The organism is Vibrio palustris (assembly GCF_024346995.1).
GTDB lineage: Bacteria > Pseudomonadota > Gammaproteobacteria > Enterobacterales > Vibrionaceae > Vibrio > Vibrio palustris.
Map to the genome: position 1 here is coordinate 719,114 of NZ_AP024888.1, position 12,790 is coordinate 731,903.

Consider the following 12,790-nt stretch of genomic DNA (forward strand, 5'->3'; position numbering starts at 1 on the left):
TGACCACAAAAAAGCCCTTCATGAGAAGGGCTTTGATTAATATAGAGTAACCATCAACTATTATTGTGGACCAGTACCTTGATCAATAATACTACCTAAGCTGCTCGGATCTTGCAGTGAATATGGGTACATATTAACATCCTGTAGCACCGCATCACCAGAATCGCGATAAGCATCGGTTGCCGAACTTCCGACATATTTATTACCACTAGCACTTAAGTATCCGTCACCATCACGCCAGTGCGGACGTAGCGCATTCTCAAAATAGTTATTTTCAACGAGTCCTTGGGCTCCATGTGAGGCACTCACTGAGAAATAAGTAATATTTTTATAGTAGTTATTAAAGATATGAGCTCGAGTATTCGCGCCATATAACTTAGGATTGCGACCAGCCGCATTATCCCAGAAGTTATGGTGGAAAGTGACTTCAGTATTTTTAACTAGGTTGGTGTACCAGTGGTGATTAGCACAAACTTGATTATTATTACCGAAGAAACGGTTCCAACTAACGGTCACATTTTTACTGTTACCGAAGTCAATATAACCATCGCTGATTTTTTGAAACGCAACATGGTCAATCCAAACGTGAGTACTATTATCAACTTCAATACCACTACTCGCTTCAACCAATGCTGGGTTCACATCATAAATTTTCAGGTTTTTGATAATGACGTTTTTCGCATCATAGACCACCAGCGTTCCGCCTCGTAGGCTAGAGTTTTTATTGCCACCGATGATAGATTTGTTAGAAGTAACCAACAATCTCGTTTCATTACGATTAACAGTAAAGGTTTGGTTGGTATCACTATCTAGTGACTTACATGATGTATTACCAACTGGGATACGATACCAAAGTTTGCCTGGATCGTTCCACATAGCACAGTCTAAGCGACATGCTTGAACCGGACGTGGTGCAGTCCGACAGTCAATCGTCGTGTTGGCAGGGATATTAATGACACGACGTCCGTCAGTACGTAATTCACGCACTAACGCATCACAGGTCCGTACTGTTACCTGTGGGCCACCTTGTCCACCAGTGGTTGTCGATAAGCCATCATTGCCAGGTTGAGCGGCAAAACCAATCAAGTCGGTAGGTGCATTGCCACCACCACTCGTACCACATTGTCCATTTACTGGATTTAAGTACCAGCGTTGTGAGCTCGAATTGGCATCATCATTTTGATATACATTCGCGCCATCTTCTCCGCCTGCTACCGTTAACGATTTAGACGAAAGTTTGTTGACGATTTTAAATGATCCATCACTTTGACGTTTTAATTCCCAGCGCTGCGTATCACCATCCCAGTCTTCATAGGTATCAACATTCGCACCATTAGAGGTTGAATTGTTATACACTTCCACCAGTTTATTGTTATAAACCGATTTCATTTCCCAATATCCATCCGACTGTTTATTTAATACAAACTTCTGATTATTGGGTTTCCAATTGTCATACGTAATCACATTGGCTGTGGCACCGCTATCATTCGTATTCACATCAAGGGCTTTATTCGAGCCTTTATTGATCACGTAATACGTATTACCAGAGCTAGGCATTTGTGTACAATTCGCTGCTAAAGCAGACGCACTGGACAGCGCCAACGCTAACGCCACGCTATGTTTGACCACCATAGATTTGTTGATTGATAACATAGTTAATTCCTACGAGTTTTGTCCATAAATTACTCATTACGATTCCACCTTGCCAATAATGAGCGACGGATACTTTTAGAAAAAATGCATTGCATCCGTAAATTAGTGTAAAGAATTTATCTGACAATTTGCTGACACAATAGGAAATCTGTTGCATTGATCCCAACAAAAAATAGGTCATGCCTCTATCGGCCTAAAAGTATTACATGAATCACAGTAAATGAGATAATTAAGTGATAGTTGTATCTGCAACATGATGGTTGTATGTGCAACATCATGGTCAGACATAATAAAAAACGCCCATCATAGTGTTAACTATGATGGGCGCTTGTTCATTGATTGACTGACTATCTATTCAACAATAAATCCCTAATATTAGGCAGGTAGAGCATCTGATACGATTAAGCGACAACCTGCGCTTTGCATGGCCAATAACGCTTGCTCGCAATCTTGCGGCTGCATATTGACTCCGCGGCACGCATCTGTCACTACCCAAGTGTTAAATCCGAGTTCAACAGCATCTAAAGCAGTAAACTTCACACAATAGTCCGTCGCAAGCCCGGTAATATAAACATCCGTCACCCCAAGATTATGTAAATAATCTGCAAGGCCAGTCTTACCTAATCGCTGATTATCAAAAAAACCACTGTAGCTGTCTATATTCTGCTGGGTGCCTTTATAAATCACATGTTCGATGGCCTCAATATTGAGCCCATCGATAAAATCACTGCCAGCACTACCTTGAACACAATGATCCGGCCACATGATTTGTGCAACGCCGGCAAGATCGATAAAACTACCGACCTCCTTATTATGGGTAGAAGCAAAGCTGCCATGCCCCTCTGGATGCCAATCTTGGGTCGCAACGACATGATCAAACTGACCCATTAACTTATTGACCACCGGGATAATGTCGAACGCTTGCTCGACAGGTAACGCACCATCCGGTGAAAAATCATTTTGTATATCGACTAATATCAATGCACTTTTCATAGTATTTCCTTATTTTTTCTTCACAACGGGGTAATCGCCATCAATCAGCTCTTGTACAAAACTTGAGCCTTTCCCATTGTGAGTAATCCATACCTTTTCTTTGGCTCGGGTCATTGCGACATAAAATAAGCGGCGTTCTTCCGCATACGGGTAGTCATCACCGTTTTGATTCATTGCACTATCTAAATGCGCATTCTTCATTTTCATTGGAAACTGAGTTTCGTCGGCCCCGACTATGATGACATAATCTGCTTCTTTACCCTTACTGGCATGACACGTCATAAAGGTCAGTTTCAATGATAAATATTGGTTCTGCCAATCAGGCAACAATTCAGGTTGATGATAATGATTACGCCCCAACAATAACACCGTTTTGAGTCCATCGGCCTTACGGTTCAGTTGTGCGAGTATTTTCTCAACTTGACTCGTCGGCGCCACATACACCGCTTTTTGTTTTTGTGCTTTGTAACTAATGAGCGGTTTTTGTATCTGGTTCGGGTTTTTTTGAATAAACGTATTTGCCACAGCCCCAATCTGCTCATTAAACCGGTATGTCGTATCCAAATAATGCACCGTTGAGTGCGGAAAATGCTTTTGAAAATCAGTCGTCAGATTCACATTAGAGCCAGTAAACTGATAAATAGCTTGCCAATCATCACCAACGGCGAACAAATTACAGGCTTGCGGGCGTTGTTCACATAGTGCTTGTAATAGTTCTAAACGAGTAGGAGAAATGTCTTGATATTCATCCACCATAATAAATTGCCATGATGATGTATATTTAGACTGCGCCACATACTGTTTCGCACGCGTGATCATAAGATTAAAATCCACCTGCCCAGCATCTTTAAGCATTTGCTGCCACTCTTGATAACACGGCCAACATAGATTCAGTTCACTGTTTAGTCGTGTGTAGTCAGGATGATCGATCAAATGCTCTTGTATCGCTTTTTTCTTCATGTCTAGCTGACATAAATTATCAAGCTGAGACTCTAACCAAGCAATCAATTTCGGATTTTCTACTTGGCTACCGAGCTCATCGTCACCAGTTAAATACGCAATCGGCCATTTAGAAAGGTGTTTTTGCCAACGCTTAAAATTGGTCGGTGTCATCCAATGGCGTTTTAGCCAATCGATACACCATGCTTGTTTTAATTTGTTATCTGCGGCAACTGGTGACAAGGTCACATCCTGCCCATCGACATGCTTAAGAATAGTGAGACCAAGCTGATGGAAGGTATTGACTTGCACGCCATCGGCGGTATCGCCCAGCCGTTGCTTGATGCGTTCTTGCATTTCTGCCGCGGCTTCTTTACCAAAGGCAACCAAAAGAATATCTTCAGGATTGGCTAAACCACTCTTGAGTAAGTAGGCAATACGGGCGATCAATACACTCGTTTTCCCTGACCCTGCGCCTGCCAATACTAAATTATGGTCATCATTAAGCAATACAGCTTTTTGCTGTGAATCATTAAGCGGTGATGACTCTATCTCTTGAAATAGGGTCTGCCACTGTGGTTTTTCTTGCTCAACCCACTGATCATTACGTAATTCAAGTTGCATCGATGGCTCAGCAATCCAAGGGGTCATTGTCTCCATTGCATGCGGAACTCGCTGCGCTATTTCTGCTAATGAGATCCCCATAGCGGTCATATCTTGATTTACCCGCTTGACCCATTGCTCAATTAAGGAATGGGGTAAAAATGATGGAATGGCTAGGATTTTGGCTAAATCCTGTTGCCACTGAGGTAAATAATGACTTAGCTGCTGACACTGCTCTTGGTGCCATGCTTGATAAACGGCTACAGCATGCTCTGCCCATTGGCGACATTGTGGCCAAGGTAAGCCTTGAACTAGCCAAGAGCGTTGCTCTCCGTTCACTTCATGCGCATAAAATTGTAACGATCCCCAGAACAAGCCATGATGGACTTTGACACAGCCATTCCAGATCTGAAAAGGGATATGCTCTTCCTCTTTAATCGAGGATAAAACGATGTGTGCTTTATCTAACACAACTTCATAATATTCATTCGTTATTAAAAATTGGGCAGTCTTGGATGCGCTCAGCTGCATGGTGTCAACTCGTTGATTAAATTCGTCGTCATCATAACGTACTCACCATAAGGTTTGAAAACTTACTGTTAATATTTTCCATCATCTATCCCGAGAAGTAAAAAGCCAGTAACGGGTTACTCGTTTCATTACGCTATATCTGAAACAAAAAGGAAGATTTCTTTGACCTAGATACCTCGTAATTATATGAGTTCTGATACACTATGCGGTTATTAACTACGATAAATATAATAGAGATACAGTGCTAAATACCAACCGCCTTCGTTTATATTGGGCCAACAAAACACTTAATTATTCTGCCTTGATTTTAGTCACCCTCCTCGGGGTTGTGATCCCTTGCTGGTATTATCAATTGAATACCTATGTTACGCCTCTGATTTTAGGCGTTATAGCCGCCGCTTTGTCCGAGCGTGATGACAATTTTACCGGGCGATTGACAGCAATGTTGCTCACACTCCTATGCTTTGCGATTGCCGCTTTCTCTATAGAGCTACTCTTTAACCATCCGTTATGGTTTGGTATTGGACTGTGTCTATCCACATTTAGCTTTACTATGTTGGGCTCCTTTGGTTCTCGCTACGCTAGCATCGCGTTTGCGTCCCTGTTGCTTGCGGTCTATACCATGATTGGCGGTGCACAGCCTCACAGTATTTGGTTTCAACCCGTATTATTATTAACCGGAGCGGCTTGGTATTTTTTAATATCGATCATCTGGTATATATTTTGGCCAATGCAGGTCATTCAACATAACCTTGCAAGTGTTTTTAACCAGCTTGCCACTTATCTTGATTCCAAAGCCGCTATGTTTCATCCCGTCACCGGCTATACTCCCCAACCTCACCGTATTAATGAAGCACAGTTAAATGCCGCGACTGTCGCTTCGTTAAATCAATGTAAAGCTTTGTTGCTAACTCGCGCTCAACGCGGACACGTAGACAGTGCCAGTGATCGTTTCTTACGCATTTACTTTTTAGCGCAAGATATTCATGAACGAGCAAGTTCCACTCACTATCGCTATCAAGAACTGGCTGACCATTTCTCGCGTAGCGATATTCTGTTTCGTTTTCGTTACTTACTCGATAGCCAAGCCGCTGCATGCCGCAAAGTGGCACAGTGTATTCGTTTAGGGCAAGACTACGAACACAATGGCGAATCACTCTCGGCATTAGATGAATTGCAATTTTCATTAAACTATCTCAAAGAGCAACATAAGGATGAACAACGTTCATTATTAGCACAGCTTGGCTACCTTTTTACCAACCTTATGACAGTGGAGAAACTTCTGCACAACATTGGTTCTCCCTTTAACAACGTTCTGGATGAGGAAGAATTGCAAGATACGGAGCCACGGACTTGGAAAAACATGTGGGGCAATCTAAAAGCCAACATGACCCCAGATTCTATGTTATTTCGTCATGCGGTAAGAATGTCTACGGCGCTCACTCTAGGATACGTTATCCAGCAAAGCCTCGATTTAAACCTAGGTTATTGGATTCTCTTAACGACACTATTTGTGTGTCAACCTAACTATGTTGCCACACGTCAAAAAATCGTATCACGGATAATTGGTACAGTGGCTGGCCTTGTTGTCGGGACCTTATTATTAACATTATTCCCCTCTCAGGAAAGCCAGTTGGCGTTTATCGTTATTGCGGGGGTGATGTTTTTTGCGTTTCGCCTCAATAACTATGGGTATGCGACTGGCTTTATCACCTTATTGGTTTTGTTCTGTTTTAGTCAGTTAGGCCAAGGATTTGCCGTGATTTTACCACGCTTAGCCGACACGCTCATCGGATGTGTGCTCGCCGTCGGTGCTGTGGCCTATATATTGCCAGATTGGCACTCTAGACGCCTACATAAGGTGATGGCAGATGCCATTGCTAGTAACAAACACTATTTGGATCAAATTATTGGTCAATATCGTATTGGTAAAAAAGATACGCTGAGTTATCGCATTGCCCGCCGTAATGCACATAACCAAGATGCAGCGTTGTCCGCGGCCGTCAATAATATGCTCGCAGAGCCGGGACGTTTTCGTACCACAACCGAAGAAAGCTTCCGTTTTCTTACGCTAAACCATGCACTATTAAGTTATATTTCCGCTCTTGGAGCACACCGCACTCGCATAAGTGACCATGTTCATACGTTGATTTTAGAATCCCATTCGTTGATTCATCAGCACCTTGATGTGCTTCATCAGCAACTATTTAATCATTGTGAGCAAAGCGACGTATTACTGATTAACGATCTTGGTTTAGAGAAAAAATTATCGACTTGGCGCGACGAAGACGATGATAGTGCTCGGATGGTATTACAACAACTGCACCTGGTATATCGTATGTTACCAGAGCTTCATTCCCTCGCCGATAAACTTGCCGTACGCGTGCAACATCCAGAAAATACTGAGCAGGCACACTAAAACTGAGCTAATTCACTTAACGGTGAATTAGCCTATTTTTAACACATATCGGACATTGCTATTTAGCAAAATCGTACTATGTACCCATAAAGTATGAGGGTCATACAGCACTTAATAATTACGTTGAAAGAAGTAGACGTTCATTATTGACTGACGTGCCTTCTAAAATAACGTCAAAGTATGAGTTAGGGCGGAGAGTACTATGTCCAGTAACCAGTTCGAACAAATCAAAGATCAGGTTGAACAGCTAACACCTCAACAGCTGAAAGCCTTACAGGGCATGATAAATTATAGATTGGATGATAGACAACAAGACTTATTAACCGATGAAGAGCGACACCTTATCACCAGCCTCTTTGCGTAATTGACTTGTAAAAACACGAATAACTGTTTAAACTTTGTGCAACTAAGGTGGTTAATATGTCAATTTCAGGTATCGGTTCGAATGGCTACGGCATCATCCAGCGTTCACAACAGATGGCCGACAATGCCGCTCAAGACATTCAGCAAGCTCAAGTACGGGATCAACGTCAAGATCCAATGGAATTTAATAAGGTTGATTTGTCTGAACAAGGCAAAGCTCAAGCAATGAGAACCATGAGAGAAGAACCGACCCCTTCTCAAACGGACGCTCTTATCGACTTGAACCAAGCTCAGCATTACAACCGCGCGGGTGTCTCTGTGGTTCAAAAAGAACGCGAAATGCTTGGCAGTATGTTAGACTTACGCGTCTAACCATAAGAATAACGACTTAAAAGGCATCCTCTGGATGCCTTTTTTATTGCTTATTCGATCAAACGTTTTAGACATGATTATATATTGTGTTTATTGGCTGCATTAGTACAATGCCTCGATGATGACCGACCTAACTATTTCATGATTGATAATTCTTCACGCTTTCAACCTTGCCAGATTGACTCAGTCAATACTGATGACGCTCGCCCACTCGACTTACCTGCCAGTGGACGTTTAACCCCTCATCTCGTCAATAAGCGTTGGCAACAAATAACACAACCAGAAGCGCAAGCGGCCTTACTCGATCATCAGACCGAGCAAACCATGATGACTTATCAAAAGAATATTGAGCACTTTATTGGTACTGTAAAGCTTCCCGTGGGTATTGCTGGACCAATCATGGTACGTGGTCAGTATGCGCAGGGAGAATTTATTATTCCACTTGCTACAACAGAAGCGGCACTGGTTTCATCTTACCATCGTGGCAGTCGTTTAATTACCGCAGCAGGTGGCGCCGATGTTATGGTTCTACGCGAAGGCGTTACACGCACGCCTGGGTTTGCTTTTGACTGCCTAGCCGATGCGGCACAATTTATCACTTGGGTTTCACAACAATTCCATTGGTTAACCTCACTAGCAGAGCGCACAACCCATCATGGTAAATTACAAAATATCCAAGTTGAGATGGAAGGTAATCATGTTTATCTTATCTTTGAGTTTTTTACCGAAGATGCCAGTGGGCAAAATATGGTGACCATTGCGACCCAAGCCGCTTTTGACTATGTCATGAACAATAGCCCCGTCACTCCTCGCCATGCTTTCTTAGATGCGAATTTATCGGGAGATAAAAAGGCTAATAGCCATGCTCTACGCCATGTCAGAGGTAAAAAAGTCACCGCAGAAATTCATATACCTGAGCGTTTAATTGAGCGCTACTTACATACCAGTAGCGATGCGATGATCGAGTTTGGTTTAATGGCCAACAACGGCGGACAATTGAACGGCACTATTGGCACAAATGCTCACTATGCTAATGCATTGGCTGCATTTTACATTGCTTGTGGCCAAGATGCCGCTTGTGTAGCCGAGTCGGCCATCGGTATGACACGCTTTGAACGTTCAGTCCATGGTGGCCTGTGTGCCAGCGTAACATTACCCAATATTATGGTCGGCACAGTCGGTGGCGGTACGCAACTGCCCTCACAAAAAGCATGTTTAGATCTTTTAGGTTTACATGGTCCTGGACATGCCAAGGCATTAGCGGAAGTATTAGCAGCGACCTGTTTAGCCGGAGAGTTATCCATTGTGGGCGCATTCTGCGCAGGTCACTTCACCCGCGCGCATCATAAACTTGCGCGTTAAGACGTAAAAGGGATCACATCACGCTGCGAAATGCTCACGCCTTTAATTTGTGCATAGAGGCGTTGGCCGACCTCAAGATTTAATTCGTGCAACGCCCACTCGCTAATCGTCGCCCATAATTCACAATCTGGGGCCAAATTTAATCGAATTTCAACATAACGCGCCGCATTATCATTATGTAAATGACGGATCTCGGCCACATACACAGCCAACACATTACGAATTGAAGTATTAGTCGGTTTATCTAATGCGATGGACACATCGGTCGCGCGTATTTGTACACGCAGCGCGTCTCCTTGCACTCCTTTGCAATGTTGAACCCATACTGGAACTTGCTGATTCAAAAGTACTTCTGTCAGTCCATATTCTTCCCATTGATGATGAATCGATGCACTAAATAGAGAGCTACGCTCGTTGACGCCTAACCACGGATGCATGGCTTGCGAACGCCAGACCTCTTCCACCAAACCTGACTCAATGACACGCCCTTGTTCCATTAACACCAAGTAATGGGCTAAGCGTAATAGCTCATCTATGCTATGCGTGACATAAACAATGGGTATATTAATACGCTGAGCCAAGTGCTCTAGAAACGGCATCACCTCACGCTTTCTTGGTAAATCCAAAGACGCCAAAGGTTCGTCCATTAGTAGTATCTCAGGATTAGACAATAAAGCGCGAGCGATAGCGACACGCTGTTTTTCACCACCAGACAAAGCGTTGGGATAACGCGCTAATAACGGCTCCAGTGCCAGCAGATCAATGACATCATGCCACATGCTGCTATTATCGTGATGCGATTTCATGCCATAACGTAGATTACCGCGTACTGTATAATGAGGGAATAATCGAGCTTCTTGAAATACATAACCAACCTTACGTTGTTCAATCGGAACATTTATACCTGCCTGTGTATTGAGCAACATACGTCCATTCAGGCATACAATACCTGAGTCTGGCGACGAAAGACCGCTGACGGCATTAATTACCGACGTTTTTCCGGCTCCGGAGCGTCCAAACAATACCGTAATACCGCTAGCTGGTATTTCAACATCAATCGCTAAACATGTGTCTCCTAACTGCTGTTGAAATTCAACCTTGAGCCCTTGGTTCATCGCCATATTCATCGTTTGCTCCCAAGCCGAGATGTCATGATTCGACTGCACCATTCAGATGCAAATAAAGACAAAAGTGCAATCACAACCGACACAATACACAAGCGCGCTGCACTCATTTCAGCTCCAGGTGTTTCCATAAAATTATACATAGCGAGTGGAATAGTCTGCGTTTCACCGGGAATATTGGACACAAAACTAATTGTGGCGCCAAACTCACCTAAACTGCGTGCAAACGACAACATAACTCCCGTGATAAGACCTGGTATGGTCAACGGTAACGTTATGGTAACAAAGGCTTTCAATGGTGAAGCACCCAGCGTACGTGCAGCTTGCTCTAACTTTATATCAACGTTCTCAATACTTAAACGAATTGAACGCACCATGAGAGGTAACGCCACTACCGAGCACGCCAGTACCGCACCACGCCAGCTAAAACTAAACGAGACACCAAACGTACTTAACCATTGACCAATAACCCCTTGCTTACCCATGGTTATCAATAATAAATAGCCGATCGCAACGGGTGGCAATACTAGTGGCAAGTGGATAATACTATCGAGAATACCTTTACCAGGAAACTGGGTACGAGCCAAAATAAAGCCTAAAAAAAGGCCAATAGGCAGTAGCCATATCACCGTCATACTCGCCACTTTCACGCTCAAAATCAACGCAGTGATTTCACCATCCGCAAGCCACATAGCGATCTAGTGCTCCTTAAAGGTTGCTTGACCTAAATGCGTATTAAACCCATATTTTTTTAAAGTCTTCTGGGCATCAGTCGAATGCATATAGGCGACAAAATCATCCACCTGAGGCGTTTGACTCAGTGTCACTAAGGGATAGTGGATAGGATCATGATGTGACTCTGCGAACGTATGCACAATACTGACAAGATCGGATTGTAACGCATCTGTTTTGTAGACTATCCCCAACGGTGCCTCGCCTCGTTCGACCAAAGCTAAAGCTAAACGGACATTATTAGTTTGCGCGAGGCGCGGTTGAACCGCTTGCCATACTCCTAGACTTTGTAACGTTTCACGAGCATAGATACCTGCTGGTACCGCTTGCGTATTACCAACCGCCAAACGAGAATCATCGAGCTTTGCTTGCCATGCCGACGACTCCCCCACATCAAAATGAGCAGCAGGTAAATCACTGGGCTGAATTAAGACCAAATCATTCCCAACTAATAAACGAACATTAGCAGCAGATACTGTGCCTTGATTGACTAAATAGTGAACCCATTTTTCGTTGGCAGACAGATACACATCAGCGGGTGCGCCATGCTCTATTTGACGAGCCAATGATGATGATGACCCGAAGACGGGAACCACTCGAATATTAGGATGTTGCTGGTGGTAATCCGACACTAATTCATTCACTGCATTCGTCATGGAAGAAGCCGCATACAAATGAATAACAGATTGAGCCCAAACCGAATGGCTCAAAACAATGGAAAGAAACAGGACGAGAATTGTTTTCATTTAAATATCTCACTTCAATAGGAAAATTTTCACGCAAAGATCGTAACATGACTGATACGCGACCTTTTACTCGTGGCAAAAGTTCGTAAACGTGACTGACATCATTACATCATGTATCAATAAAGTTTCAAGTAAAAACCACAATAGATAGAATGTCTTATAATAGATATGTATATATCTACGCATATTGATATGCTGCGCTAAATTTTATGGACTCCATAGATGTCACCGCTTGTAACAATAAAAAGAAACCAATCAGTCCATTACATCTTTAAAAACTATGACAAAGCAGCTTATTATTGAATCTATAAATAAATCATAAGACGATGAAGATAATACTTAAAATACTATCAATTACTTAGTTATGTATTATCTTTAGTATTATGTACATTCAGGATATTCATTACTCATGATGCAAAAATCGACGTTTATTGTAGCCACTACCCTAGCCCTTTGCTTACCCACTACAGCGCTCGCGAATAACTTTAATTATAACTACTTTGAAGTCCGCACTACCGTTAGCCCGCAATCTTCTGGCGTAGAATTAAGCAGTTATTTCACCGAAAACTCGCATTTTATCCTACGTGGAGACTCGCGGTTTAGTAGTGATTGGGATCTTGCCGCCGGTGTCGGATTTAATGGGCCATTTGGCAATTTTGTCGATATTTATGGTCAAGCCTTGATTCATCAAATTCGCGAAAATGGATTTAGTGACAGCAAAGATTCCACAGATATAGAAATTAGTTTAGGGGCCAGGGCGTGGTTAGCCCCTCAGGTGGAAGGTTCTTTGCGTTTAGGCAAATTAGCCGAACATTCAATCTTTATTGCTGGCCTTCGTTTTCATTCAACCGACCAACTTTCTGTTGGCATCGAAAGTCGCAATGCCGGTATTTGGGGCCCACAGCTTGGATTAAGTGTACGCTTTGTGTATTAAGCACTCAGTGTGCTAGCAA

General features: G+C 43.0%; 11 protein-coding genes. 5 read left to right on the forward strand and 6 right to left on the reverse strand.

From position 1 onward, the window contains the following. Positions 1-60 precede the first annotated feature (60 nt). From OCU30_RS15640 to helD, 3 genes are all read right to left on the reverse strand, one after another. Positions 61-1,653 (reverse strand): RICIN domain-containing protein, encoded by a 1,593-nt coding sequence (locus OCU30_RS15640; RefSeq protein ID WP_077315029.1) that lies wholly within the window; start codon positions 1,651-1,653, stop codon positions 61-63. Positions 1,654-2,028: 375 nt separating this feature from the next. Further along, positions 2,029-2,646 (reverse strand): bifunctional nicotinamidase/pyrazinamidase, encoded by a 618-nt coding sequence (gene pncA, locus OCU30_RS15645; protein ID WP_077315028.1) that lies wholly within the window; start codon positions 2,644-2,646, stop codon positions 2,029-2,031. A 9-nt stretch (positions 2,647-2,655) separates the two neighbouring features. Next, positions 2,656-4,719: a DNA helicase IV gene (gene helD, locus OCU30_RS15650; protein WP_077315027.1), complete on the reverse strand. Its 2,064-nt coding sequence runs from the start codon at positions 4,717-4,719 to the stop codon at positions 2,656-2,658. Between the two features lie 241 nt (positions 4,720-4,960). Between helD and yccS the strand changes: the two genes are divergently transcribed. The 4 genes from yccS to OCU30_RS15670 all read left to right on the forward strand — a co-directional run bounded on the left by yccS (position 4,961) and on the right by OCU30_RS15670 (position 9,235). Continuing rightward, positions 4,961-7,138 (forward strand): YccS family putative transporter, encoded by a 2,178-nt coding sequence (yccS, locus tag OCU30_RS15655; RefSeq protein WP_077315026.1) that lies wholly within the window; start codon positions 4,961-4,963, stop codon positions 7,136-7,138. A 202-nt stretch (positions 7,139-7,340) separates the two neighbouring features. Beyond that, positions 7,341-7,502 carry a hypothetical protein gene (locus OCU30_RS15660; protein ID WP_162841033.1) on the forward strand — a complete coding sequence of 54 codons (162 nt, stop codon included), beginning with the start codon at positions 7,341-7,343 and terminating at the stop codon, positions 7,500-7,502. A gap of 56 nt (positions 7,503-7,558) precedes the next feature. Next, entirely contained in the window at positions 7,559-7,873 is a 315-nt protein-coding gene (locus OCU30_RS15665; protein ID WP_077315025.1) for a hypothetical protein, read from the forward strand. 141 nt (positions 7,874-8,014) lie between these two features. Then, positions 8,015-9,235 carry a hydroxymethylglutaryl-CoA reductase gene (locus tag OCU30_RS15670; RefSeq protein ID WP_077315121.1) on the forward strand — a complete coding sequence of 407 codons (1,221 nt, stop codon included), beginning with the start codon at positions 8,015-8,017 and terminating at the stop codon, positions 9,233-9,235. Here OCU30_RS15670 and modC read toward each other — a convergent pair. The 3 genes from modC to modA are packed head-to-tail and all read right to left on the reverse strand — an operon-like array spanning position 9,232 to position 11,837. Then, positions 9,232-10,350 carry a molybdenum ABC transporter ATP-binding protein ModC gene (gene modC, locus OCU30_RS15675; RefSeq protein WP_077315120.1) on the reverse strand — a complete coding sequence of 373 codons (1,119 nt, stop codon included), beginning with the start codon at positions 10,348-10,350 and terminating at the stop codon, positions 9,232-9,234. The genes OCU30_RS15670 and modC overlap by 4 nt on opposite strands. Positions 10,351-10,358: 8 nt before the next feature. Beyond that, complete coding sequence (gene modB / locus OCU30_RS15680; protein WP_077315024.1) at positions 10,359-11,051, reverse strand: molybdate ABC transporter permease subunit; 693 nt, start codon at positions 11,049-11,051, stop codon at positions 10,359-10,361. 6 nt (positions 11,052-11,057) lie between these two features. Beyond that, on the reverse strand, positions 11,058-11,837 hold the full coding sequence (gene modA / locus OCU30_RS15685; RefSeq protein ID WP_077315023.1) for a molybdate ABC transporter substrate-binding protein: 780 nt from the start codon (positions 11,835-11,837) through the stop codon (positions 11,058-11,060). 412 nt (positions 11,838-12,249) lie between these two features. Between modA and OCU30_RS15690 the strand changes: the two genes are divergently transcribed. Continuing rightward, on the forward strand, positions 12,250-12,771 hold the full coding sequence (locus tag OCU30_RS15690; RefSeq protein WP_077315119.1) for a hypothetical protein: 522 nt from the start codon (positions 12,250-12,252) through the stop codon (positions 12,769-12,771). Positions 12,772-12,790: the final 19 nt, after the last annotated feature.